Consider the following 23,413-nt stretch of genomic DNA (forward strand, 5'->3'; position numbering starts at 1 on the left):
TTCAGTTTTCAAAGAGCATTTTTCGTTGTCGCCCAGAGACGACTTTTTTAATTTACCACAGATCCACTTATTAAATCAAGTGTTTTTTTCACTTTTTTCGCTGTCAGCATTTCCTTGCGCAGCAGCGACGTTTGTTAATATAGCATGTAGCAAAACCAGAAGTCAATAGTATTTAAAAACTTTTACCTGAGCAATATTACTCCTGACTCTCTGTCGCCATTTGCCCCCTCTGTGAAAACGACTTCTTGAATCAATTGCCTTTGCAGCATTTTATCAATAAGAAGAGGGACATCAATTTGTGCATCTACAATGGCCGGATGGTTCACAAGCTCCTCCAGGCGCCACGGACCTGCCTTTGATTCCATAACCTCCATCAAGAAAGTGACGGACTCTTTTACTTTGGACGTAATCCAAAACTCGATCGCGAGAACAAGCAGCTCGATGCGCTTTTCCAACGCTTCTCCATTAATGGACAACTCCTCATACAGCTTGAATACCGATGAGTCCATCTGTTTTACCTGGGACCACAGCGCAGCCTGCGGATGTTCCCCCGCTTCGTACACGATCAGCCTCGCCCACGAATGCAGCGATTGGATGAGCGCATGATGGGCATCCAAGATCAGTCCTTGCTGAAGAAACTCTTTTGTCTCGTGGAAAAAACGGAGGAGTTGGGAATACTCCCTACAGATAAACTTTTTTTGCAGCGCAACAGGCAGACGACTCAACCGACTCTTCATCTGCTTCATATAACCGTCTTTGTCCCAGACAATATCCGCTCTCCAAAGCAACGCAGCCAAACGTTCATCCAGACCGCTAACCGCCCCTTTTTCAAGCTGCCAGGTACTAATCTGTTGCTCCATGACCACTCGTCCCTGAATGTGCAGACGGCGGATTTTTCCCTCTGCTTGCGGCTGGTTGACCACGACAAGATAAAAGGCGCCATCGCGAAACGGAACCAGCAGATCCGAAACAGGCAAAACCAGCACAGCTTGTACATCCGGGCGCTGCCGCAGCTTATTCAGATACGTTTGCTGACTCTCCTCTCGCTTCATTGCCATGTCGGTGTTCCTCCCTGCCCCTGGGTTGAACTTATGGATTCTACACGATTTGTCCGTTTCCTGCTTGTCAACAGACAAATCCTTTGTATGCTATACTGTATAGTAGGAGGAATGATGATGAAAAAAACTGAACGCCTGAGCAAAATCAAACGCATGCGCACATGGGGTAACTGGAGCATGGTGATCGGCATTTTGCTGATGTATACAGGGTACGCTTTTTTCGGAGGATATCTGGACTTTATACCTTTCCTTGGCAACCTGTTAAAAGGCTCTCACATCTTCATGACGCTGCTTTTGATCATCGGCTTTATTTTGACGATGGGCAGCACCGTCTTGTTTATGATCTCCGGCATGGTATCTACCTCTGCTCCTCAAGTAGAATGTCCTTCGTGCCAAAAAGTAACGAAAATGCTTGGGAAAGAAGATGCCTGTATGTTTTGCGGACAGCCTTTGCGTCTGGAAGACGGGCAGCCCCAGCAAAACCAGACATGATCGATTTCTCATTCGTTCGAGATGCAATAAGCCACCTGCACTTTCCCATTCGGGCAGCAGGTGGCTTCTTTTTTACTGAGCGGTTATAGCGTTTTTCAAGCCTTCCTCGATGGTCGGCCAAATCTCCGGCACTTCGAACCCTCGCCGCCACGAGGCGACTCCAGCCAAATCGTATTTCTTCACTAACTCCATCCGCTTTGCCATGGACGAGACGTCCTCCAACCACATCTTGTAGACATTCCCGTCTTTCGGATCGCGGTATTCCACATACTGCTGACCAGATGCTTTATCCAGGACCGGAGTCAGCTTTCGCTCCGCTATCCACTCCTGCGCTCTCGGCATGGACAGCGCCTTGGAGCTTACCTTGACTGTTCCGTCAGCCTGCTTGGCTTCTGTCCACAATCTTGTGTAAAAAGGAACACCCAAAAGCAGCTTTTCGTTCGGCACTTCTTCCAATACTCCTTGCAAGCCTGCTTCGACCCATGGCAATGACGCCACCGAGCCTGCTTTCGGGCTTGCCGCCCAATGCTCATCGTAGGTCATGACAGCCATGTAGTCGACGACTTCGGCCAATGCTTTGCGATCCAGAAACATCGACCACGTCTTGGCGTTGGACTTGATTGTCACATCGATGGAAACGGTTAGTCCTTGCTGATGCAAGTAAGGCGTCAGCTCGCGGACAAACTGGACGAGCCGCTCCTTGTCCTCATAATACACGTTTTCAAAGTCGATGTTGATGCCGTCCAAATCATACAAGTGGGCATAGTGGATCAATTGGACAATCAGCTTGTCTCGCTTGTCGTAGCTGCCGAGAACGGATTGGGTCCAGTCCGGGTTGAAGCCGTTCGTGACCAGCCCCCACACTTGGTAGCCGCGCTTATGCGCCCATTTTACATACGCCGAGTCCGCTCGGTTTATAAGCGTTCCTTCTGCATCTTTCAATTCAAACCAGGTAGGTGCGATCACATTGACGCCAGGCAGCGTCTCGATCTGGGCGACATTCGGATTTTTGCTGACGACGTGCTCCCAAACCATGTTCACCTTTTGCCCATCAGGCTTCCATGCGACTTGCTCGCCAGAAGACCCGGCATGCTGCAAGCTGACCTTTCGCTTTCCGGACATCTCAACGCTTTTCTCCGGAAGAAAGCCTGCAATCCCGGATGCTGTCAACACGCGGTAATAGCCTTCCTGTTCTCCGAGAACATCAACTGTATCCCCGGAGGACAGCTCGCTTACGATCGGTGTCCGGTGAGAGGCTCCAACACGGACGAGCTGCTTTTCCTCTCCGCTGATCACATGCGCCTGCTCGATCTCGTACCCTTCCTGCTCTACAAGGAGCACGCCTGTATCGGCTTTTCGCTCGAAGGCAAACGGATACAGCTTGGTGAGCGGATCAAGCGGCACATAGCGCTTTCCTTCCACTTCCTTCACTGGCACCTGCAAATTGACTGGCTGCTTGTTCAGATGAGCTACGACTTCCCCGCTCTCCATCCGCAAAACTTTGTCCTTCGTCGTCACGATCACAGAACGGGTAGGCTCATCCCAAAAGATCGCCGGGTCGATTTTCTCTTTAATGAAATCAAAAGGAAGCAAGATTTGCTCCGCGTCGAGCAAGTAAGTAGCATCCATGCGCTTTCCTTCAAAGACGATGACATCTTTGGCGCCATCGTACGGCTGCACATGTTCCGTTGACGCCCGCAGCACGAAAAACCAGTAAATGCTCCCAAAGATGGCGAGCAAGAAAAACATCAGCATGAAAAGTCTGCGCAGCGCTCTTCCCCTTCTGCGTCTGGGACGAGGTACTGTATTAAGCTGCATGCTCACGGTTATACCCTCCTCCCAACCAACGGGCTTTCGCCACGGTTCCGATCATCTGTATCATTCCTGCAATATTTCGATCATAGCCTTGGTTCAAACGATTCACAACCTTTTGTATACTGGAAAACGCAGGACGAGCCGTTCTCCCTCCAAAAAAAGACGTTTGAAACAGCCAAAACGTTACACATTTCAACAGAAAAACACCTTCTGCCTCAACTCTTCGACATTCGTTGAGGCAAAAGGTGTTCATCCACATAACTCAATTTAGGGTACTCTTTTGACAGGACTCGCAGACGCCATATACTTCCATCCGATGGCCGGTGACTTTGAACCCGATATCTCTCGCCGCAGCCTCTTCCGCCTCCCGCAAGTACGGGAAATGGAAGTCCCGGATCGCCCCACAGCTAGAGCAGATCGCGTGGTAATGGTCTTCTTCCACATTGGCATCGAAGCGGCTGGAAGCATCCCCGTAGGTCAGCTCAATTACCAAACCCGCATCTTTAAAAACCCTGAGGTTGTTGTAAATCGTCGCGACGCTCATATTGGGGAATTTGCCTTCGAGAGCTTTGTATATTTCGTCAGCCGTCGGGTGAGTCATCGTCTCCAGCAAATAGGTTAAGATTGCATGGCGTTGAGGTGTCATCCGAACCCCGGTGTTTTTGAGGATTTCTACAGCTTTTTCTACACGCTGTGCCATATTGTCACACCCCACAGTCTTCGCAAGACAAAAGATCAATCAACTCTGTTTGTCATTGATTAGAATTACTTTAAATAAGTGTACGTCTATTCGGCGAAAACTGTCAATATCCATTCCGCCGAATTGCGGAGAAAGAAATGGAAATCAAGCTTTTGCTGCCTTTTTCGCTTCGGTCAAAGCGTATTTGCACATGGATTGCAGTTGGCATTGATCGCATTTCGGATTGCGCGCCGTGCACACTCTTCTCCCGTGCCAAATCAGCCAATGATGCGCATCCGACCATTTTTCGCGCGGAATCTTCTTCATCAGCTGACGCTCTACTTCGTCCACATTGTCGCTCTTGGCAAGGCCCAGGCGATTCCCGACACGAAACACATGGGTATCGACCGCAATCGCCGGGACACCGTACGCATTGGAGAGCACGACGTTGGCCGTTTTTCTACCTACTCCCGGCAACGCCTCCAGCTCGGCGTGCGTTCGCGGCACCTCTCCATTGTACTTTTCGTACAAGATTCTACAGGTCTCCAAAATGTTTTTACTCTTATTCTTATACAATCCCAGCCCTCTTATATGCTCTTCCATTTCTTCCTGCGTCAGATGCAAATAGTGTTCCGGCTGGTTCAGCTGTTTGAACATCGGTTCTGTAATTTCATTCACCCGCTTATCCGTGCACTGCGCCGAAAGAATCGTGGCGATCAAAAGCTCAAACGGGGTTGTATAATTCAACTCGCAGTGTGCATCCGGGTACATCTGCTGAAGTGTGTCCAGAATGTCTGCAACGGGTACTTTGCGTTGTGCCATAAATATATCCCCCTTTTTCCTACATTATACCGATCTTGAACAGCTCGGCAATCGTCGCAAGCCATGGAAAGCAGTTCGTGACCTGATGTACAATAAGCTTGGAATCATTTAACAGGGGGCGATATGAATGAAAGTTTTCCTGACAGGAGCTACCGGCTTTGTCGGCAAAGGCGTGCTGGATCGTCTGATTGCAGAAGGCTACGATACCGTTTGCTTGTCCCGGCCAGGTCGGGCAGATTCAAAAGGCAAACTGCTCCCTGAGGTGACTGGTCCTGGAAGCGTGACGGAAGTGGCTGGGGATATACTGGACGCTGAATCGCTGAAAACAGCCATGGCAGGCTGCGACGCCGTCATTCACCTGGTCGGAATTATTCGCGAGCAGCCGGGAAAAGGAATCACTTTTTCGCGGATTCACGTCGACGGCACGCGCAACGTACTGGAAGCAGCCAAACTGCATGGCGTAAAACGCTTCGTCCACATGAGCGCACTCGGTTCAAGAGAAAACGCCACGAGCCAGTACCATCTTACGAAATACAAAGCGGAGCAACTTGTCAAAGCAAGCGGCATCCCTTACGTCATTTTTCAGCCATCGGTCATTTTCGGGCCTGGCGACGAGTTTGTAAACATGCTGGCCGATCTTGTTCGCATGCCAGTCACTCCTGTGCTCGGAAACGGCTCTTACCTGTTGCAGCCTGTAGCGCGAAAAACAGTAGCGGACGTCTTTGTCCAAGCCTTGAACCATCGCGAGGCAACCAATCAGACGTACGAAACAGGCGGGCCTGCTCCCGTCTCCTACGAACAAATTCTCGATACGATCGGCGAGGTGCTCGGCAAGCAAAAAGTGCGCAAAATCCACATCCCGCTCGCCTTCATGAAACCAGTCATCAACGCAATGGAGGGCTTCTCCTTTTTTCCGATAACCAACACCCAGCTGACGATGCTGCTCGAAGGCAATGCCTGCCGGGACGCCGAACGGCTGTACGACACGTTTTCCACAGAAAAAATCGCCTTTCGCCCGGGAATCTCCACCTATCTTTCATAAACGATCCGCCAAAAAGCAAAAGCCCCTGAAAAATCAGGGACTTTTGTTTATTCATGCAGTGTTTTCTCCACAGAACCCGTCTCTTTGTTCACGTGACGGGCGACGACGAACAGATAGTCAGACAGGCGGTTGAGATATTTGACCACCGACGGATTCACCTGTTCCTGCTGGGCAACGTGGACGGCTTTTCGCTCTGCGCGTCTCACCATCGTGCGGGCGACATGGAAGGCAGCAGCAGCGGGATGTCCTCCCGGCAAAATAAAGTTCGTGAGCGGCGGCAGACTGGCATCCAACTGGTCAATCTGCCCCTCCAGGAACGTAACATCATCCTCTGCAATCGGCCAGCCGACCTTTTTCCCTTCCGGCGTGGCAAGTTCTGCCCCTACGTGGAACAGCTTGGTTTGAATGATGTGGAAAACATCCTGCAGTTCTTGCCACGCATCGGACACAGGCAACAAGGACAAGGCAAGCCCGATCTGGGAGTTGGCCTCGTCGCACGTTCCATACGCCTCGACGCGATCTGCAAACTTGGGCACGCGCACTCCCGCTACCAATGAAGTTTCGCCTTTGTCTCCCGATTTCGTATAAATCTTCATTCCGATCCCCGCCTTCATTGGTTTTTGTCTGGAACAAGTAAGCTACACAGACTCACAAACGACAATCAGCTCCGTACTGCTCGCATCAAAAGGCGCTCTGGCAAACGTTCCGTACCGTTTGGTCACTTTCAGTCCGTTCAACCGCAACAAGTGATGAAATTCGGACGGATAAATGTAGCGCAAGGCAAAACGTCCCTTCAGCCGCTCGGTTACCACGCCGTTTGCATCTGTGCGCTCGTAGATGCGGGTCACTTCGCACAACTGTTGGAAGTGATCGTAGCGGGTGTAGTCCCACATCGACAGTTCTTCTCCCGAAGGCAACATCTGTGTGCCGCGCAGGGACATCTTTTCGTTTTCTTCGTAAAAATGATTGATTTTCGGTACAAAGACGTTCATGACGAGCTTGCCGCCTGGCGCCAAATGCTTGCGAATACAGGCAAGCGCCTTCATCTGTTCCTGAACGTGCAAGAGATGTAAAAACGAGCGAAACGGGATCATGATCAGCGAAAAGGTTTCCCCCAGCTCGAAACTGCGCATATCTCCCTGCAACAGCTTCAATCCGGCGCTGACGCCTTGCGCATCTGCTTTTTCCTGCGCTTTCGCCAGCATCTCCTGCGACAGGTCGATCCCCGTAACCTCGATTCCGGCCTGAGCCAGCGGGATTGCAATCCTTCCCGTCCCGCAGGCCAGATCGAGCACTTTTCCGCCAGCTTGCTTCGCTTCTTCCAGATAAAATTCAACATCGCCAGCAAGTCCGCGCTGCATCAGGTCATAGTAATCAGCCCATTGATACATATTGCTCATGCCGCCCTCCTATGCTTGCATGTCCTCGGAAGCCAGGTAAGCCATGACGAGCTTCGCTGTATTGTCGAGCGCTTCTGTATGCGTGCGCTCATGGGAGTGGGAGGCGTCCACGCCAGGACCGATCAAGCCGTGAACAATGTCGTATCCGGCCCTGAGCGCAGCGCTCGCGTCTGATCCGTAGAACGGATAAATGTCTACCGCGTAATTCAGTCCATTTTGCTGCGCCAGACGGGTCAAGTGGCTGCGCAATCCGTAATGGTACGGCCCGGAGGAATCCTTCGCGCAAATCGAGACGCAATATTCATCGGTCGTCTGTCCGTCGCCGATCGCGCCCATGTCAACCGCCAAATACTCGACGACGTTGGCCGGAATGCTGGAATTGCCGCCATAACCGATTTCTTCGTTGTTGCTGATGAAAAAGTGGGTTGTATACGGCAGTTGTTGGCCCGTCTCGCGAAGCGCTTTCAACACGCCCAACAGAACGGCAACGCTTGCCTTGTCGTCGATGTGACGCGATTTGATAAAGCCGCTGTCTGTTACCGTCACGCGCGGATCGAACGAAACAAAATCGCCAACCGAAATGCCCAACGCCTGTACTTGCTCGCGGTTTGTCACTTTCTCGTCCAGACGAACTTCCATGTTGGAGTCGGTTCTTTCTGCCTTGCCTGCTTCGCGGCCATAGACGTGAACAGATGCTTTCGTAGACAAAATCGTCCCGGTCACCAGGCGGCCACTCGCTGTTTCCACTGTGCAGTGCTCGCCTTCCACGGCATTGAACTCAAAACCGCCGATCAACGTCAGCTTGAGGCGTCCGTTGCTTTTGATTTCTTTGACCATGGCTCCCAGCGTATCGACGTGCGCCGTCAGCAAACGCGCCTTGTCATCACGCGCCCCCGGCACGGTAGCGACAATCGCTCCCTTGTTCGTCCGTTTGTACTCCACGCCAAGCTGCTCCAGTTCCCCGGCGACCCACGCCATTACTTTTTCTGTGTTGCCAGACGGACTCGGGATATTCGCCAATTGGCAAAAAGCTTGAACGACATACTCGGTAGACACACCCATGAGAAAATCCTCCTTTTATGTACTATGACTATGTATTAAACGCCGATTTTAGCTTTGCAGCTCTTCCTTGATAAACTGGAGCACTTCCTGTACGTGCCCTTTTACTTTCACTTTCGGCCACACCTTGGCGATGTTGCCTTCCTTGTCGATCACAAAAGTGCTCCGCTCAATTCCCATGTACTCGCGGCCGTACATTTTTTTCAGCACCCAAACGCCGTACGCCTCCGCAACTTCATGCTCCGGATCGGCCAAAAGCACAAACGGAAGCTCGTGCTTCGCAATAAACTTGTCATGCGACTTCACGGAATCCGGGCTGATTCCGAGCACGACAGTGTCCAGCTCCGCAAACATCGGGTGATAGTCTCGAAAATCGCACGCTTCGGTCGTGCAGCCCGGCGTCATGTCTTTTGGATAAAAATAAAGCACGACATTTTTTCCGCGGTATTGCGAAAGCGAAATCGTCTGTTCATTGTTTGCCTGCAAAGTAAATAAAGGCGCGGCTTGTCCGGTTTCGATCATGCTCATCCCCCCGTAAAAATCACTGGTTTCATTTTACCACAAGCTTACAGGTACTTCATCCGCATATACGTTGCGCTTTCTAGCAGAAAACGATAGAATTAATTAAGAAAAATAAAAAAATGGCCTAGTCAGTTGGATGGTGAGAATTGGCATGAAAGAGTTTTTTGAAGTAACGGATCCAGAAGCGCTTAAATCCCTTGCCATAGCAGAAAGGGTTAAGATTCTAGAACTCTTCGAGGATTTGGAGCCGCGTACGGCCAAACAAATCGCTACGGAACTAGGCGAAAATGCTGCACGTCTTCACTACCACGTGAAGGAACTTGTGCGTGTTGGTTTGCTCGAACAGGTAGATACCCGCGTCAAAGGTTCCATCGTGGAGAAATACTACGAGCCAGTCGCCAAGGTGATTCAGGTTAAGCTTCAGCTTATGATTGAAGAAAATGCACAGCAATTGAGTGACGTCATGTTCACTCCGTTTCGCACCACAGAAAAGGATCTCATGAGGACACTCAATCGTTTCGTTGCAAGCGATCAGGATGTTCGCAAGGAATACCAGAATACTTTTGCTTTCAACCTGACTGAATTTTATTTGAGCCAGGAAGAACGCAATCAGTTGGTGGACGACATCAGCGACCTGTTGCAAAAGTACAAAGGCTTCAAAAACGAGCAAGGCCGCCGCAAGTTCAAGTTTTTCGACGTCTTGTTTCCGCTGACGCCTGCTGAGCCGACAGACGATTCGGAAGAGCAGTTTGAGGAGCAAGACGACCAGAACAAGCCGCTGTAAAGCTGTAAAAAGGAAATCGACCAACACCAGGAAAACCATCAAGAGAGATGGTTTTTCTTTTTTTATTCCAAAGGAGGGGCAGCCATGCGCACGATTTTGTTTGATTTTGACGGTACAGTCGCCGATACGCTCCCGCTCATTTTTACGGCCTTTCGCTCTACTTTTCAGCGCTTTTTGCAAGAGCACTACTCCGATGCGCAAATCGTAGCGATGTTTGGTCCAACCGAAACTGGCATTTTGCAAAACAAGCTGCCCGCCCATGAACACGAAGCCGCTCTCGATCATTTTTTCCATGTGTACACGCTTGAGCACGCTCAGGTGCAAAATCCTCCGCAGCTTGCAAAGATGCTTGAACAGTTGCATTCTGCGGGCATTCAGATGGGAGTCGTGACGGGAAAAGGGCGCAGAAGTGCAGATATATCGCTGCGCGAGTGGGGATTGGAAAAGTATTTTTCTGTCGTGATCACAGGCGATGAGGTGACCGAGCCGAAGCCGCATCCGGAAGGCATTTTCACAGCGCTGAAACAGCTGGGAGCTACAGCCGAGAATGCGATTTTTGTGGGCGACAGCGACGCAGACATCATCGCGGGACGCGCCGCAGGGCTGACTACGGTCGGCGTTGACTGGCTGCTTGTCACCCAGAAGGCCGGGAGCTTCGATCCTGAGCCGGACTATCGCTTTTCTGACGCGCAGGCGTTTGTTGACTGGGTGCTTGGCCGCTGATTGATTCGGGTTGCCTAACCTGCTATTACTTCGTTAATAGACAGTCTTGCATGGCTGAGATTTTTTCATATACGGATTTTGACCGCATAATACGAAGGGGCTACCTCAAAAGTCGATTGCTCGACGAAGAGACGCCCCCTTGTCATTTTATTGATTTATATTGTTTCGGATTTGTTGCAAAACTTCTTCGGAATCGAGTTGAACGTGAGGAGAAAGCTCCAGAAACTGAGCAGCGCGTTGATCGAGCCACAAGCTTTCCTCCCCTTTGTTATCAGTAGCAACAAAAACAAATCCGCCTGCATAACTAAAGTACATAAGGTTGACCTTGTCACCAAGATCGTTTTTTATTTTTTCATGAAGGTCAAACAATTCAGGGCCGGTTTTTTCACCACCTGCCATGATTGGCTCCGTATCTGTTGCTATAGCGATACCTTTTACTTCATCACCTTCCATAATAAACGAAAGCTTCTCATCATGCGCAGTCAATAACTCATGAACGTTTGAATCTTTGTATTTGCTGATTTTATCCGCTTCTGACAATAAAGCTCCTGGAATTGAGAAGTCTGACAGCGTAAAATTATTGCTCGATTCGTTCAAAGATTTGTTCTCTTGATTCCGGGCTTGTTCCATTTTCTTGTATGCATTTAGTGCTTCCTTATTCCCTTGATTGGATGCACCAGCCCAAGTAGCCAATGATATTCCAGCAACTATAACTGCACCGAACAATGTCCAAACATATCTCTTCATACAACTGCCCTCCTTAAATTATTCTGACTCAAAACCATACAATGAGCCAATCTATTCTTGTCTTGAGCTATCCAAGAAAGAGTCATAAGTCATAGTAAAATGTTGACCATCCCATGGGTCCATGTACATTACATACTTCGTGGAGTCGTTTCTATAACCATCAATAAAAATACAAAATATTTACTTTTATGTATATACTTTTTACTCGAATGATAAATTACGTTAATGGAAATACTTTACAACCTGCCCGCACACGCTGACTTCTGTGGATGCAAAAGGGAGTGCTCCGTTACGTACGGGGAGCACTCCCTTGTTTGTTTTGTTTATTAACTGAAACCTTAGTACGAACGGCCAAACCAAACCGTATGCTTCGCCTCTTTGCCGCAGCAAATGCAGACCGATTTTTGCGCAGGCGGTTCAAACGGAATGTTGCGGGACGTGAACTTCGTCTCTTCCTTGACCTTGGACTCACACGCATCGTCTCCGCACCAGCCTGCGAGCACCCAGCCGCTTGGCGTGTTTTCGTTCTCACATTTTTCGATGTGCGCGGACAGCTGCGCGAGCGTATCGATTTCGAGATGCGAATGGGCTTCCCGGAAGGCCAGCGCTTTTTGGAACATATTTTGCTGGATGTCTTCGAGCAATTGGGCAATCGTCTGCGCAATGCCTTCCAGTGGCACGGTTATTTTCTCCCCGGTATCGCGGCGAGCGAGAATCGCCTGGCCGTTTTCCACGTCGCGCGGCCCAAGCTCCAGACGAAGCGGCACACCGCGCATCTCCCATTCGTTGAACTTCCAGCCCGGAGTTTCCTCGCGCAAGTCTGCCCGGACGCGAACGCCTGCCGCTTTGATCTCGTCGAACAGCGGATCGAATGCAACCATGACCTGATCGCGCAGCTTCATCGGTCCGACTGGGATCATGATGACCTGAGTCGGTGCCATCCGAGGCGGCAAAGCCAGACCGCGGTCGTCGCCGTGCACCATGATCATCGAGCCGATCAAGCGGGTAGAGCTGCCCCATGAAGTCGTATGCACGTATTTGAACTGATTGTCGCGATCCAGGAACTTGATCTCAAAGCCGCGCGCAAACTTGTCGCCCAAGTAGTGGGAGGTTCCGGCCTGCACCGCTTTGCCATCCTTCATCATCGCCTCGATGGAGTACGTGTCGACTGCTCCTGCAAAGCGCTCGCTTGGCGTTTTTTGCCCTTTCCATACCGGAATCGCCAGCTCCTGCTCCACAACCTCGCGATAAATCTCCAGCATCTGCATGGTCTCCTGGCGCGCTTCTTCCTCGTTCGCATGGGCGGTATGGCCTTCCTGCCACAAAAATTCTGAAGTACGCAAGAATGGCATGGTGCGCTTTTCCCAGCGGAACACGTTTGCCCACTGGTTAATCAGAATCGGCAAGTCGCGGTAGCTCTGAATCCACTGCGCGTACATATGTCCGATGATCGTCTCCGAAGTCGGGCGCAGGGCAAGCTTTTCCTCCAGCTGCTCTCCTCCCGCTTCCGTCACCCAAGGCAGCTCTGGGTTGAAGCCCTCGATGTGCTCTTTTTCTTTTTGGAAAAAGGACTCGGGAATCAGCATTGGGAAGTAGGCGTTGCGGTGTCCCGTCTCTTTGAACCTTTTGTCCATCGCCTCCTGGATGCGCTCCCACAGCTCGAAGCCATCCGGTTTGAAGACGATGCAGCCGCGCACTGGCGTGTAATCCATCAAATCCGCTTTTTTGATCGCCTCGATGTACCAGCGCGAAAAATCTTCCGACTGCGGTGTAATTTCTTTTACGAACGCTTTGTCCTCTTTCATCCTTCTACGCTCCTTTTTTCTTACATGAAAATGCAAAAAATCCCCCATCCCAAAAAAGGGACGGAGGATTCACTTCCGCGGTACCACCCTGATTGACCATGGCACAAGCCATAAGTCCACTCAACAACCCGATAACGGCGGGCAACCGGACCAGCTCGTCGCTGGCGGCTTCAGGATGGGGTGCAGGTACGCCTCGTATCAGCCTTCCAGACTAGGGCCGACTCTCTGGAACCAGGATATAGCTGCGGGTCCTTTCATAGCCTTTTCGCTAAACTGCTTTTTGTTAGGGAATATCTTAGCAAGTCGCGCAGCCGTTGTCAATTTGTGGTTCTGAGGGCAATGCGCGCACCAAGCTTGGCGTAGACCGGATACGCGACCAGCGCGAGCACGACCCCTTTGAACAGGTTGAACGGAACGATACCGACCATGACCAGGGACCAGACGCTGGTTGCGTTGAACATGGCCAACAGCTCTGCCATCGGCATCTGATAAAGAGCGGCGTATGCCGGGAGCAGGACGTACGCATTGGCAACAGCCATGACAATCGTCATCAGCAACGTTCCAAGCGCGAGGCCCGATAAAAAGCCTTTTTTCCCTTGACCGCTGCGTTGCAGAAGGACGGCTGGCAAAATAAAGCTGGCGCCCGCCACGACGTTGGCAAGCTCTCCGATCAACAATCCGTCTGTATTTTTAAAGAGCATGTGCAATGTATTTTTCAAAACTTCGATGATAATGCCGGCTACAGGGCCGTACATGAGTCCGCCGATCAGCGCTGGCAACGTACTGAAATCAAGCTTCAAAAAGCTCGGCATCAGCGGAACGGGAACCTCCAAATACTGCAAGATAAAAGCAACGGCTGCCAGCATCGGAATCGTCACGATCCGCTGGGTTGCTCTGCGCGATGTGTGCAGGGCTGTTTCTTTCATGTGTACCATCTCCTCGTTTTTTCTCCTTCTGAGGAATGGCAACAGCGGTCTTGCCCACACGTGCCAAAATGTCTACGCTTTTGCAAACATAAAAATACCCTGAGAATAATTCTCAGGGCAGCTTACAGGCGTATGACAAAGCATGTGCAATAAACACAGGTTCAAGAAACAACGAGGCGGCTCATCATGCATGCCTCATCGCATCTGTCCTGTCAGCACAGGCAAACAAGCACGTGTGTGGTAAACGTACTGTCGTCATCCTTCTCCCATCCAGACTGTACTGTCGGCTCTGGAATCTCACCAGATCCTGCACTCCGTCGCTGTCAACAGCTCGGGAGGCTCGCGGGCTTGACGTGCTGATTGCACCATCACCGCCGGTCGGGAATTTCACCCTGCCCTGAAGGAATTGTGTAGTTGTATACAGCATATTATACTGCGCTTTTTCGATTTGACAATAGACGAAACTGTTAAATCGACATTTTATTGTTATTTTCCAATTGATTTAGTTGGATATATTTTTAAAAAAATGGGGCTTCTCAGCCTAAAGTCGCCACGTGCTATAGGTAGTTACCTGGACCTAAAAGAAATAGACCGCCCTTGAGTTGACTGCTCCTCGGCGGTCTATTCTTCACAAAACTGTGAGCCGTCCCCTTTGAGGGAAGCCTCGTTTGTACAGACCAGACCGTTCCGGTAGCCCCCGGACGGTCTTTTTTTCTTTCAAGCTCGTTACCTCTAATATTACCATAACCGTTCCCAAATAAAAATCCATAATCCTGCTCCTGCCTACCAAATCGCACCAAAAGTGGCTTCTGCCACTACGACCCTGCTCCCCGATACTTGGTGACGCCCCAGTTCCAGACGAGCAAGCCGATGCCAAAGAAGATGACCGCGACTACCGGAGTAAGTGCTGCGTACGTATACCACACTTCTTTTCGCAAAAAGTAAGCCGCCGGGTAAATCCCGACAAAAGCAAACGGCAGCACGTAAGTCAGCACGAAGCGAATCGCTTTGTTGTACACATCCACGGGGTAACGCCCGTACTGCTGGATGTTGTAAATCATCGGGGCAATTCCTGTCCGGGAATCGGAGAAAAAGCTGACGGCGGCAATCGCCGTGTACACCCCGCCGTAAATCAGGGCGCCACTGATCACAAGCCCGATGAAGATGAACAGGTCGTACCAGTAAAACGTCAAATCGAGCTGAAAAGCAGCATAGCCCATGATGATCAGCCCTGTGATGACGCCGAAAATCCGGTCCGGTGCGATCGACTCCAGACAGACCTGTGCCAGATTGTGGATCGGCCTGGTCAAGATGCGGTCCATTTCACCCCGGATAATATAGCGTTCGTTGAAGTCCCAAAACCCGAAAAACATCGAGAATAAGGCATACGGCACCAAAAAGAAACCGTAAATGAAAATGATTTCGTCCCGCGTCCATTCCTTCATCAACGGCACATGCGTGAAGACGACGATGATGAACACTAGATTGATCAGCTCGGAAATCAAGTTGGACACAAAATCCCCGAGAAAGTCAGCCCGATAGGCAAGTCTCGTCTTGAAATACTGGCCCAGGTAGTCGGCGAAAATACCGAAAATGTGCTTGACGTTTTGCATATGCTACCCCCCTTGCACGACCAGCCGATTTCGGGCCATGCGCCACAAAATCAGAATCGGAACCAGAATAACAACCATCCAGATCGCCTGGAAGCCGATCAACTCCCAGGAACGCCCCGGAGTAATCGCCCCTGTGAAAATCAGGCTCGGATAGTAGTTGACGGCCTGGAATGGCAAAAAGCCCATAACCGTTTGCGCCCAGCCCGGGAAAAAGCTGATCGGCAGCACCAGGCCCGACATCAAATCAACGACGACACGCTTCGCCCGCATCATCCCGTCGTTGCGGAACAGGAAAAAGGTGAACAGCCCCGTCAGCAGGTTGATTTGCGTGTTGATCAAAAAAGCAAACATGAGACTGATCAAATACAATCCCCAGCCAGTCGCTGTCGCGGGAAAATGAAACGGGATAATCAAGCTGATGAGAAAAATTCCTGGCCCTGCGAAAAACAGGAAGCGGAATATCCCTTCCCCAAATGCTTGCGCTGTCTTGACCGACAAGTAATTGTAAGGGCGGATCATCTCGATCGCGACCTTACCCTCCCGTACATCCTGGGCAATTTCCGTATCGATGTTGTTGAAGTAAAAGGCGCGCGACATCCAGGCAATCGCGACGTAGGAAGTCATTTGCTCGACCGACAGGCCGCCAAGCTGCTGCTGGCCGCCGTAGATTGCGCCCCACAAAAAGTAGTACGCTCCGATGTTGATCGCGTAAATAATGATCCCGCTGTAGTAATTCACCCGGTAAGCGAGCATGGTCAAAAAGCGCATGCGGATCAGTTCCATGTAGAGCTTATGCATGGCCCCGCACCCCTGTATCCACCTGGTAAATGTTGCGGACAATATCTTCTGTGCTCGTCTCCATGATTTTTACGTCGCTGACCTCGAACGTCGACATGACCGTTGACAGGACAAACGGCAGCATTTCCTGGCTCTGCGGCACTTTCACACTGATTGTATATTCGTTTACCTGGGAAATTTCGCACGGCATCTCGCCAAGCGTCTTGCGCAGCTCGTCGGCGGGTGTGCGCTTTTTCATCTGGAAAGACACCTCTGTGCCATTGCCCCACTTTTCCTTCAGGTCACTGAGCAGGCCGTCAAAAATCAGCTTGCCTTTGTCCATGACCAGCACCCGCTTACAGAGCGCTTCAATATCGGAAACGTCATGGGTCGTGAGCAGGATGGTCATGTTTTCCGTTTCGTTCAGATTGCGCAAAAACTCGCGAATTTTTTGCTTCACCAAGACGTCCAGCCCAACTGTCGGCTCATCGAGGAACAACAGGCGCGGCTTGTGAATCAATGACGCCGCTACCTCGCAGCGCATCCGTTGACCCAGGCTCAGCTTGCGCACTGGCTGGCTGACAAACGGGTTGATCTCCAGCTCCTCAATCAAGCGGTCTAGCCACTTATCTCCCTCTGGCCCGTCGACTTTGTAGACGCTTTTCAGCAACCGGAACGACTCCATGGGCGACAAATCCCACCAGAGCTGCGAACGCTGTCCGAATACGACACCGATGGAGCGCACGTATTCCTCGCGCTGTTTGAACGGAACGTAGCCGTTGATGACGATCTCGCCCTCGCTTGGCGTCAAAATGCCCGTCAGCATTTTGATCGTCGTCGATTTCCCGGCGCCATTTTCCCCAATCAAAGCGAACATTTCCCCTTCTTCCACGGTAAAAGAAAGGTCATTCACTGCCTTGACGGTCTTATACTCGCGACTAAACAAATCACGAAAAGCACCCCCGAGACCCGCTCTGGCCTGGTGGATGCGAAACTCCTTTTGCAGGTTCTTCACTTGAATCATGGATAACCATCCTTTTTTTAATGGAAAAACGCCTTGACGTTTTTCATGCAAAGAGATGTGACCGCTTGCGGCTGGCAAAACGGTCATGAACAACTGTTAGTGTATATGAGCGCATGAAAATGTGCAAAAGGCAAACTGTAACAAACTGTCAGCGCAAATTCACGACAATGCCCGTCTTGTCGTCCGACTTTTTGAAGCGGGCGTAGCGGATGCATTCGGGATCGTTGTTTTCCAGTGCGATCAGCTCATCCGTGTAACGTTGCAGCCCTTTGTGGACGATTGGCAATACCGTTTCTTCCCACCCCGGTTCTTTTCCGCCTGTTGGTCGTGGCATGAACAGACCGTCTGTCGCCAAAACAAGCGCCTTCAATCCGATCCGATTGATCCGTCCATACTCTATGAAATCCGCACAAGCCGCATCTCCGTTCAAAACGCCATATCCTCCTGATCCGTTCGCCTGATAGCGGTTATGAATCAGGATGTCCTTACATCGCTCGTGCAGCTCGGCTCGGGTAGACAGCCCCTCGCGAATCCCGTCTTCCCACCGGGCAATGGCGTTTTGCTCCAGCAGCGAAACTTGCGGAAACGTCAAAGGCCGCACCGTATCGTCTTCATAGACCGCAAAAATCATGCAATCGCCAGTCTGGGCATACTCGATGTGCTGCTCTTTCACACGAACGACTGCACATGCCGCTCCCCACAATGCTTCTTTTTGCTTCCAGTCAATCTCGCTCTCGCGCATCAATTCCCGCAGCTTTTCGTTGACAAACGTCAGGTAATCGGACAGCACAGCGTCAGGCGGCATGATTTCCAGCTTCCTTTTCACCAGCTCGGCTGCAATCGCTCCTCCTGTCTGCCCGAATCGGTTTTCGTACGGAACGAGCGACGAGACGCCGTCGATCACCGCGTACACCTGATCGGCTTGCGAGATCACATAGGCGTCCTCATTGGTATTGCCGGTTCCTTTGATGGAGATGCACTCAAGTTTCATGGTGGATTACCGCCTTTTACGTGAAGTGATTTGCTTGAAAATTGTATCATTTTTCCTTTTCCCCAGCTATAGCTCCCCATCCATATCCAGGTGACTTTTGCTGTGTTAAGATAATGAAGGACTTTTTTGAAAAGAAAAGAGGGAAAATCGCATGAAACGTGAACGATCCGCGCAACTGCACGAACAAGCCATGGATGTTATTCTCGGCGGGGTAAACAGCCCTTCCCGTTCTTTCAAGGCCGTAGGCGGGGGAGCGCCCGTTACGATGGAGCGTGCCCAGGGCGCGTATTTCTGGGACGTGGACGGCAATCGATATATTGACTACTTGGCGGCGTATGGCCCGATTATTACCGGACATGCTCACCCGCACGTCACAAAAGCCATTACGGAAGCGGCGGCCAATGGAACGTTGTACGGTACGCCAACTCCTTGGGAAGTCACTTTTGCGAACATGATCCGCGAAGCGATTCCATCCATGGAGCGCATCCGCTTCAACAACTCCGGTACGGAATCCGTCATGACGTGCATTCGCGTGGCACGCGCCTACACCGGACGCGTGAAAATCATCAAATTTGCGGGCTGCTACCACGGTCACTCCGATCTCGTGCTGGTTGCGGCAGGCTCCGGCCCTTCCACACTCGGCATCCCTGACAGTGCGGGCATTCCGCAAAGCATCGCCAGCGAAGTGATCACGGTTCCATTCAATGACGTTGCAGCGTTCGCCGAAGCGATGGGCAAATGGGGCAACGAAACGGCTTGCGTCCTGGTCGAACCAATCGTCGGCAACTTCGGTATCGTCACGCCGGAGCCAGGCTTTTTGGAGGAAGTGAACCGCATCACGCACGAGGCAGGCGCGCTCGTTGTGTACGACGAGGTCATCACCGCATTCCGCTTCTGCTACGGCGGTGCGCAAAACTTGCTGGGCGTAACGCCTGACCTGACCGCGCTCGGAAAAATCATCGGTGGCGGCTTGCCAATCGGAGCATATGGCGGACGCCGCGAGATTATGGAGCAAGTCGCGCCGCTCGGTCCTGCCTACCAAGCGGGCACAATGGCGGGCAATCCCGCATCGATCCGCGCCGGAATCGCATGTCTGGAAGTGCTGAAACAGCCTGGCGTGTACGATGAATTTGAGCGACTCGGCGCGCTGCTGGAAAAAGGCATCCGCGATGCGGCGAGCAAGCACGGCGTCACCATCCAGCTCAACCGCGTCAAAGGGGCCATGGCTGTGTACTTTACAGACGAGCCTGTTCGCGATTACGATGCAGCGCAAAAAGCAGACGGCGAGCTGTTCGCCCGCATGTTCCGCCTTTTGCTGGATGAAGGCATTTGCCTCGCTCCTTCCAAGTACGAGGCGTGGTTCATCACCACCGCGCACACGGAAGATGACATCCGGCAAACAATCTCGGCTGTCGACCGCGCCTTCGCACAATTGAACGCGTAGCGTAGCTTAGCTGCGTACGTGAGCCTGACGCCGAGACAAGCATTGCCAAGCCCGGTTTCCTGCCTTTTGGAGATACTAACGATTGCAGTGAGTATCATCGCGAGGAGGAGATCTAGGTGTCAAAAGGCGAAAAAACGTACCCGCAAGCTCCGGAAAAGACGCTGGATTCCAAAGAGAGCAGCAAAATGCTGGAGGTCGTCGGCTTCCAAAACCCGCGCAAAACCGAGCATCACAAAACGCAAAACCACGATCGGTAAACGGCGAAAAGACAGACACATTCTTCACGGATGTGTCTGTTTTTTTATGTGAGGAAAAGCTGGCTTCACATATAGCAAGAGTCAATCTGCACATATAAGCAGGTGGTGATATTGTCAAGAATGGTCAGAGATTGTACAATAAAATTAATGAAACTGCCCTGACACTTATTCGTATACATGGATATGGGACAAAATGTGTAAGGAACTGCTATTGTGTTTCTTCATGCAGATAAAAAGGAGTGATTGTTCAATGTTTTTTCACCCGATGGATTTTCTGATACTCATTGCATTCGGACTGTCTCTCTGGGCTCAATTCCGAGTAAAAGGCACCTTCAACCGCTATGCCGAGGTCCCTACTTCTTCCGGTTTGACCGGGGCTGAAGCGGCGAGACGGATGCTCGATGCAAACGGTTTGACCAACGTTCCCGTCGAACATATTCCAGGTACGCTGACTGACCACTACGATCCGATGTCCCGTGTGGTTCGCCTGTCCGATCCTGTATACTTTGGCAACTCCATCGCTTCGCTGTCTGTTGCTTGTCACGAAGTCGGCCATGCGATCCAGCATAAAGTTTCTTATCCGATGCTCGTAGCGCGCCACCGCATTTTCCCGGTTGTCAATCTCGTATCGGGTGTTGCGCCGCTCTTGCTGCTCGCCGGTTTCTTCTTCCATATGTCCGGTCTTTTGCTCCTGGGGATCATTTTCTTCTCCGGTGCCGTTGCCTTCCAGCTCATCACGTTGCCAGTCGAGTTCAACGCCAGCAGCCGTGCCAAAGAGCTGATGGTGCGAATGGGCTTTATCCGCAACGAAGAAGAACGCGGGGCAAGCAGAGTGCTCGGTGCTGCCGCCCTCACTTACGTCGCCGCCGCTCTGATCTCTGTACTCGAACTCGCGAAGTACATCATGATCTTCCGAAGCTCGGACGACTAATCGCATCGCTTTTGACAAAGCCAAAACCAATACAAGCTTAGTACAAGGTACAGTCTCTTCCCTACCGGGAGACTGTACCTTTTTGCGTAGACTTACGATACAATGGGACGGGAGGTTTTGCACATGCGCATCGGGATTATCGGATTAGGAAGTATGGGGCAAATGCTGGTGAAGTCTTTTTGCAAAAGCGCAGTGATTTCCCCTGAACACATCGTCGTTTTCAACCGCACGCGGGCAAAAGCGGACGCGCTGCAAGCCCGTTTTGGAGTAGCTGTCGCGGATAGCGCCCAAGCGATTTGCGAGCAGGCCAGCCTGATTTTCATCTGTACGAAGCCGCTGGACATCCTGCCTGTTCTGGAAAAGCTGACGATTCCTCGCGAGAAGCACATCGTCTCTGTCGCTGCCGGAGTCAGCATCTCCGACCTGGAGAACGTTCATGCCGGGCCAGTCAGCAAAGTGATTCCTACCGTGACGTCATCCGAGCTGCACGGCGTTTCGTTGTATACGGTAAGCGACAGGGTGAGTTCAGAGGAACGAAGCCGCTTGTTCACCCTGCTGTCCGCAATCGGCGAAGTGCAGGAAGTGACAGAGACGAATATCGAAACAGCCACAATTTTGAGCAGCAGCGCACCCGGACTGATAGCCGGGATGCTCGATTCGTTTGCACAAGCAGCGGTCCGCAAGACACCGGAGCTTGACATTGCGACAGCCAGAACCATTCTCGTGGAAACGATGCTCGGCACCGCTTTGCTTTTGAAAAACGAACAGCTTGGCTTCGACCAGCTAATCGAGCGCGTTGCGACAAAAGGCGGAATCACCGAAGAAGGGCTGCGCGTGCTCGCCAAAACATTGCCGGGCGGCTTCGACGAGCTGTTTGCCATGACCGAATCGAAACACGCTGCCTTGAAAGAGCTTGTGCAAAAGCAGGTCGGAAAACAAATGGATGAAAAGGAGTAATCAGACATGATCATAGGTTGGATTGGCTTGGGCAACATGGGCGTACCGATGGCAAGCAACTTGCTGTCCGCAGGCTACGCTGTCCGCGTCTGGAACCGCTCACCCGAAAAAGCGGCTCCGCTCGTTGCGCTCGGCGCGAAGCAAACCGAATCACTCGCGCAACTGGTCGATGAATGCGATGTGTTGTTCACCATGGTAAGTGATGACGAGGCTGTGAAAGCCATTTATACAGGAACAGACGGCTTGCTGTCTGCCCGCGTTTCCGGCAAGCTCGCGATCGACATGAGTACGATTGCGCCGGAGACTTCCCGCTTTTTGGCGGAGCAAAGCAAAAAAGTCGGGCTGCGTTTTCTCGACACTCCCGTCTCTGGCAGTGTCGGTCCGGCGAAGGAAGCGCAACTGGTCATCATGGTCGGCGGCGAGAAAGCGGATTATGACGTAGCGAAGCCGATGCTGGACAAGCTCGGCAAAGCAGCTGTTTACCTCGGGTCGCATGGAGCGGGAACGTCTGCCAAGCTGGCGATCAACCTGCTGCTCGGCATCACGGTACAAGGAGTAGCGGAAACGTTGCTGTTCGCCCGCTCGCTTGGCATCGACACCGAGCAAATGCTGGAGATTATCTCGCAAAGCGCAGTAGGAACCTCGCTGATTCGCGGCAAAGCTGCTTCGATTCTCGCAGACGACTTCCCTGCCGCTTTTGCCTTGAAGCATATGGCAAAAGATTTGCGGCTTGCCCGCGAGGCTGGCGTAGCTACTCCTTTGGCGGAATCCGCGCAGGCCACCTATCGCCACGCCCTGGAGGAAGGGTTGGGCGAACTCGATTTGATGGCGATTTTGCGCCATCTGAAGGGCGCGACTCCGACCAGCAAATAGCTTTTTAAAAAGCAAAAGAAACCTCACCATGTGTGGGGTTTCTCGACAATCTGGGACCGGATTTCCGGTCTTTTTTTCTGCCTTATTGCTGCGATTTCAGCCACGCATTGAGCTGCTTAGCCGAAGCCACAGCCTGCGCATCCGCGAGAACATCCCCCGGCTTGTTGCCCTCGCCAATGATGTAGCCCGCATACGGCATTCCCACAAAAGAAAAGACGTACTGAAACTGCTGGATCAGCGGCAGTCCTTTGATCCTTGGCTGGTCGCCGCCCGTCGTGATGACATAAGCCTGTTTGCGCCCGAGCGATTCCTTGAAGGCGTAACGTTTGTCCCGCAAGCTTTGCGACCAGCGATCCACGTAATTTTTCATGTAGCCGGACATGCCGTACCAATAGATCGGGGTGGAAAAGATCAAAAAATCGTGGGCCAAAACGGCTTCCGTCACTTCGTCGTAATCATCTGCTACCGCCGTGAAGCCACCTTCCACATGCCGCTGATCGTGGATCGGCAAAATGTTTTTCTCCCGCAGGTGAATGCTTGTGTGCGGGATCCCTTCCAGCGCGATATTCGTCAGCTGTTCGGTATTGCCACCCTCTCTTGAGCTACCATGCAAAACGAGAATGTTCATGCGGCTCACTCCACTCCTTGTTTTCTTACCTGTCATTGTATCAA

25 protein-coding genes and 1 riboswitch are annotated in these 23,413 nt (G+C 51.7%); of the genes, 9 read left to right on the top strand and 16 right to left on the bottom strand.

All coding sequences use genetic code 11. The annotated features are described in order from the left end of the window. Window positions 1-182: 182 nt before the first annotated feature. Window positions 183-1,058, bottom strand: coding sequence for a nucleotidyltransferase-like protein (locus DEP07_RS09900; RefSeq protein ID WP_173600099.1), 876 nt, complete (start codon window positions 1,056-1,058; stop codon window positions 183-185). 117 nt (window positions 1,059-1,175) lie between these two features. Between DEP07_RS09900 and DEP07_RS09905 the strand changes: the two genes are divergently transcribed. After that, window positions 1,176-1,550 (top strand): YgzB family protein, encoded by a 375-nt coding sequence (locus DEP07_RS09905; RefSeq protein WP_005827746.1) that lies wholly within the window; start codon window positions 1,176-1,178, stop codon window positions 1,548-1,550. Between the two features lie 72 nt (window positions 1,551-1,622). On the opposite strand, the gene DEP07_RS09910 is transcribed toward DEP07_RS09905, so the two are convergent. From DEP07_RS09910 to nth, 3 genes are all read right to left on the bottom strand, one after another. Continuing rightward, window positions 1,623-3,368: a glycosyl hydrolase family 18 protein gene (locus DEP07_RS09910; RefSeq protein WP_173597182.1), complete on the bottom strand. Its 1,746-nt coding sequence runs from the start codon at window positions 3,366-3,368 to the stop codon at window positions 1,623-1,625. Between the two features lie 259 nt (window positions 3,369-3,627). Beyond that, complete coding sequence (gene perR / locus DEP07_RS09915) at window positions 3,628-4,065, bottom strand: peroxide-responsive transcriptional repressor PerR (RefSeq protein ID WP_063228727.1); 438 nt, start codon at window positions 4,063-4,065, stop codon at window positions 3,628-3,630. Between the two features lie 144 nt (window positions 4,066-4,209). Continuing rightward, window positions 4,210-4,866 (bottom strand): endonuclease III, encoded by a 657-nt coding sequence (gene nth, locus DEP07_RS09920; protein WP_122966122.1) that lies wholly within the window; start codon window positions 4,864-4,866, stop codon window positions 4,210-4,212. A gap of 127 nt (window positions 4,867-4,993) precedes the next feature. On the opposite strand from nth, the gene DEP07_RS09925 reads away from it, so the two are divergent. After that, window positions 4,994-5,908, top strand: coding sequence for a complex I NDUFA9 subunit family protein (locus DEP07_RS09925; RefSeq protein ID WP_122966123.1), 915 nt, complete (start codon window positions 4,994-4,996; stop codon window positions 5,906-5,908). A 47-nt stretch (window positions 5,909-5,955) separates the two neighbouring features. Here DEP07_RS09925 and DEP07_RS09930 read toward each other — a convergent pair whose 3' ends face one another. From DEP07_RS09930 to bcp, 4 genes are read right to left on the bottom strand one after another with little or no spacing between them, the layout of a single operon-like run. Further along, complete coding sequence (locus DEP07_RS09930) at window positions 5,956-6,504, bottom strand: cob(I)yrinic acid a,c-diamide adenosyltransferase (RefSeq protein WP_173597071.1); 549 nt, start codon at window positions 6,502-6,504, stop codon at window positions 5,956-5,958. 42 nt (window positions 6,505-6,546) lie between these two features. Further along, the gene (locus DEP07_RS09935) at window positions 6,547-7,308 is read right to left on the bottom strand and encodes a class I SAM-dependent methyltransferase (protein WP_173597072.1); all 762 of its coding nucleotides are present in this window, start codon (window positions 7,306-7,308) and stop codon (window positions 6,547-6,549) included. A gap of 9 nt (window positions 7,309-7,317) precedes the next feature. Next, a complete protein-coding gene (locus DEP07_RS09940; protein WP_173597073.1) occupies window positions 7,318-8,370 on the bottom strand; it encodes a M42 family metallopeptidase in 1,053 nt (350 codons plus the stop codon). 48 nt (window positions 8,371-8,418) lie between these two features. Next, on the bottom strand, window positions 8,419-8,889 hold the full coding sequence (bcp, locus tag DEP07_RS09945; RefSeq protein ID WP_122966127.1) for a thioredoxin-dependent thiol peroxidase: 471 nt from the start codon (window positions 8,887-8,889) through the stop codon (window positions 8,419-8,421). A gap of 151 nt (window positions 8,890-9,040) precedes the next feature. On the opposite strand from bcp, the gene DEP07_RS09950 reads away from it, so the two are divergent. Next, a complete protein-coding gene (locus DEP07_RS09950; protein ID WP_063228734.1) occupies window positions 9,041-9,673 on the top strand; it encodes an ArsR/SmtB family transcription factor in 633 nt (210 codons plus the stop codon). An 84-nt stretch (window positions 9,674-9,757) separates the two neighbouring features. Further along, a complete protein-coding gene (locus DEP07_RS09955) occupies window positions 9,758-10,396 on the top strand; it encodes an HAD family hydrolase (protein ID WP_122966128.1) in 639 nt (212 codons plus the stop codon). Between the two features lie 147 nt (window positions 10,397-10,543). On the opposite strand, the gene DEP07_RS09960 is transcribed toward DEP07_RS09955, so the two are convergent. From DEP07_RS09960 to DEP07_RS09990, 7 genes are all read right to left on the bottom strand, one after another. After that, window positions 10,544-11,143, bottom strand: a complete 600-nt coding sequence (locus tag DEP07_RS09960) for a hypothetical protein (RefSeq protein ID WP_287102423.1) — start codon at window positions 11,141-11,143, stop codon at window positions 10,544-10,546. Between the two features lie 338 nt (window positions 11,144-11,481). Further along, a complete protein-coding gene (proS, locus tag DEP07_RS09965; RefSeq protein WP_217023445.1) occupies window positions 11,482-12,948 on the bottom strand; it encodes a proline--tRNA ligase in 1,467 nt (488 codons plus the stop codon). Between the two features lie 317 nt (window positions 12,949-13,265). Next, window positions 13,266-13,874: an ECF transporter S component gene (locus DEP07_RS09970; RefSeq protein WP_122966131.1), complete on the bottom strand. Its 609-nt coding sequence runs from the start codon at window positions 13,872-13,874 to the stop codon at window positions 13,266-13,268. Window positions 13,875-14,128: 254 nt separating this feature from the next. Then, window positions 14,129-14,283, bottom strand: a riboswitch (FMN riboswitch). 406 nt (window positions 14,284-14,689) lie between these two features. Continuing rightward, a complete protein-coding gene (locus DEP07_RS09975) occupies window positions 14,690-15,487 on the bottom strand; it encodes an ABC transporter permease (RefSeq protein ID WP_122966132.1) in 798 nt (265 codons plus the stop codon). 3 nt (window positions 15,488-15,490) lie between these two features. Continuing rightward, entirely contained in the window at window positions 15,491-16,285 is a 795-nt protein-coding gene (locus DEP07_RS09980) for an ABC transporter permease (RefSeq protein ID WP_063228740.1), read from the bottom strand. Then, the gene (locus DEP07_RS09985; RefSeq protein WP_122966133.1) at window positions 16,278-17,288 is read right to left on the bottom strand and encodes an ABC transporter ATP-binding protein; all 1,011 of its coding nucleotides are present in this window, start codon (window positions 17,286-17,288) and stop codon (window positions 16,278-16,280) included. The genes DEP07_RS09980 and DEP07_RS09985 overlap by 8 nt, the downstream gene beginning before the upstream one ends. Before the next feature lie 148 nt (window positions 17,289-17,436). Further along, window positions 17,437-18,279 (bottom strand): protein phosphatase 2C domain-containing protein, encoded by an 843-nt coding sequence (locus DEP07_RS09990; RefSeq protein WP_173600105.1) that lies wholly within the window; start codon window positions 18,277-18,279, stop codon window positions 17,437-17,439. A gap of 151 nt (window positions 18,280-18,430) precedes the next feature. On the opposite strand from DEP07_RS09990, the gene DEP07_RS09995 reads away from it, so the two are divergent. The 5 genes from DEP07_RS09995 (at window position 18,431) to DEP07_RS10015 (ending at window position 22,741) form a co-directional block, all read left to right on the top strand. Further along, window positions 18,431-19,723 carry a glutamate-1-semialdehyde 2,1-aminomutase gene (locus tag DEP07_RS09995; RefSeq protein WP_287102424.1) on the top strand — a complete coding sequence of 431 codons (1,293 nt, stop codon included), beginning with the start codon at window positions 18,431-18,433 and terminating at the stop codon, window positions 19,721-19,723. Window positions 19,724-19,839: 116 nt separating this feature from the next. Beyond that, entirely contained in the window at window positions 19,840-19,980 is a 141-nt protein-coding gene (locus DEP07_RS10000; RefSeq protein ID WP_167470371.1) for a hypothetical protein, read from the top strand. 250 nt (window positions 19,981-20,230) lie between these two features. Further along, on the top strand, window positions 20,231-20,911 hold the full coding sequence (locus DEP07_RS10005) for a zinc metallopeptidase (protein WP_063228744.1): 681 nt from the start codon (window positions 20,231-20,233) through the stop codon (window positions 20,909-20,911). Between the two features lie 123 nt (window positions 20,912-21,034). Next, complete coding sequence (locus tag DEP07_RS10010; protein WP_287102425.1) at window positions 21,035-21,868, top strand: pyrroline-5-carboxylate reductase dimerization domain-containing protein; 834 nt, start codon at window positions 21,035-21,037, stop codon at window positions 21,866-21,868. A 6-nt stretch (window positions 21,869-21,874) separates the two neighbouring features. Further along, entirely contained in the window at window positions 21,875-22,741 is an 867-nt protein-coding gene (locus tag DEP07_RS10015) for an NAD(P)-dependent oxidoreductase (protein ID WP_242772535.1), read from the top strand. A gap of 82 nt (window positions 22,742-22,823) precedes the next feature. Here DEP07_RS10015 and DEP07_RS10020 read toward each other — a convergent pair whose 3' ends face one another. Next, window positions 22,824-23,369: a flavodoxin family protein gene (locus DEP07_RS10020; protein WP_242772537.1), complete on the bottom strand. Its 546-nt coding sequence runs from the start codon at window positions 23,367-23,369 to the stop codon at window positions 22,824-22,826. Between the last annotated feature and the right edge of the window lie 44 nt (window positions 23,370-23,413).

The organism is Brevibacillus sp. (assembly GCF_003521185.1).
GTDB lineage: Bacteria > Bacillota > Bacilli > Brevibacillales > Brevibacillaceae > Brevibacillus > Brevibacillus parabrevis.

What these genes read in the sequence shown, in the direction of transcription:
- DEP07_RS09900 (WP_173600099.1), bottom strand. Translation starts at nt 1,058, where the DNA reads ATGGCAATGAAGCGAGAGGAGAGTCAGCAAACGTATCTGAATAAGCTG.
- DEP07_RS10010 (WP_287102425.1), top strand. Translation starts at nt 21,035, where the DNA reads ATGCGCATCGGGATTATCGGATTAGGAAGTATGGGGCAAATGCTGGTG.
- DEP07_RS09960 (WP_287102423.1), bottom strand. Translation starts at nt 11,143, where the DNA reads ATGAAGAGATATGTTTGGACATTGTTCGGTGCAGTTATAGTTGCTGGA.
- DEP07_RS09990 (WP_173600105.1), bottom strand. Translation starts at nt 18,279, where the DNA reads ATGAAACTTGAGTGCATCTCCATCAAAGGAACCGGCAATACCAATGAG.
- DEP07_RS09950 (WP_063228734.1), top strand. Translation starts at nt 9,041, where the DNA reads ATGAAAGAGTTTTTTGAAGTAACGGATCCAGAAGCGCTTAAATCCCTT.
- DEP07_RS09980 (WP_063228740.1), bottom strand. Translation starts at nt 16,285, where the DNA reads ATGCATAAGCTCTACATGGAACTGATCCGCATGCGCTTTTTGACCATG.
- DEP07_RS09955 (WP_122966128.1), top strand. Translation starts at nt 9,758, where the DNA reads ATGCGCACGATTTTGTTTGATTTTGACGGTACAGTCGCCGATACGCTC.
- DEP07_RS09985 (WP_122966133.1), bottom strand. Translation starts at nt 17,288, where the DNA reads ATGATTCAAGTGAAGAACCTGCAAAAGGAGTTTCGCATCCACCAGGCC.
- bcp (WP_122966127.1), bottom strand. Translation starts at nt 8,889, where the DNA reads ATGATCGAAACCGGACAAGCCGCGCCTTTATTTACTTTGCAGGCAAAC.
- DEP07_RS10020 (WP_242772537.1), bottom strand. Translation starts at nt 23,369, where the DNA reads ATGAACATTCTCGTTTTGCATGGTAGCTCAAGAGAGGGTGGCAATACC.
- DEP07_RS09970 (WP_122966131.1), bottom strand. Translation starts at nt 13,874, where the DNA reads ATGAAAGAAACAGCCCTGCACACATCGCGCAGAGCAACCCAGCGGATC.
- DEP07_RS09925 (WP_122966123.1), top strand. Translation starts at nt 4,994, where the DNA reads ATGAAAGTTTTCCTGACAGGAGCTACCGGCTTTGTCGGCAAAGGCGTG.
- DEP07_RS10005 (WP_063228744.1), top strand. Translation starts at nt 20,231, where the DNA reads ATGTTTTTTCACCCGATGGATTTTCTGATACTCATTGCATTCGGACTG.
- DEP07_RS09930 (WP_173597071.1), bottom strand. Translation starts at nt 6,504, where the DNA reads ATGAAGATTTATACGAAATCGGGAGACAAAGGCGAAACTTCATTGGTA.
- DEP07_RS09975 (WP_122966132.1), bottom strand. Translation starts at nt 15,487, where the DNA reads ATGCAAAACGTCAAGCACATTTTCGGTATTTTCGCCGACTACCTGGGC.
- proS (WP_217023445.1), bottom strand. Translation starts at nt 12,948, where the DNA reads ATGAAAGAGGACAAAGCGTTCGTAAAAGAAATTACACCGCAGTCGGAA.
- nth (WP_122966122.1), bottom strand. Translation starts at nt 4,866, where the DNA reads ATGGCACAACGCAAAGTACCCGTTGCAGACATTCTGGACACACTTCAG.
- DEP07_RS10015 (WP_242772535.1), top strand. Translation starts at nt 21,875, where the DNA reads ATGATCATAGGTTGGATTGGCTTGGGCAACATGGGCGTACCGATGGCA.
- DEP07_RS09995 (WP_287102424.1), top strand. Translation starts at nt 18,431, where the DNA reads ATGAAACGTGAACGATCCGCGCAACTGCACGAACAAGCCATGGATGTT.
- DEP07_RS09935 (WP_173597072.1), bottom strand. Translation starts at nt 7,308, where the DNA reads ATGAGCAATATGTATCAATGGGCTGATTACTATGACCTGATGCAGCGC.
- DEP07_RS09905 (WP_005827746.1), top strand. Translation starts at nt 1,176, where the DNA reads ATGAAAAAAACTGAACGCCTGAGCAAAATCAAACGCATGCGCACATGG.
- perR (WP_063228727.1), bottom strand. Translation starts at nt 4,065, where the DNA reads ATGGCACAGCGTGTAGAAAAAGCTGTAGAAATCCTCAAAAACACCGGG.
- DEP07_RS09910 (WP_173597182.1), bottom strand. Translation starts at nt 3,368, where the DNA reads ATGCAGCTTAATACAGTACCTCGTCCCAGACGCAGAAGGGGAAGAGCG.
- DEP07_RS09940 (WP_173597073.1), bottom strand. Translation starts at nt 8,370, where the DNA reads ATGGGTGTGTCTACCGAGTATGTCGTTCAAGCTTTTTGCCAATTGGCG.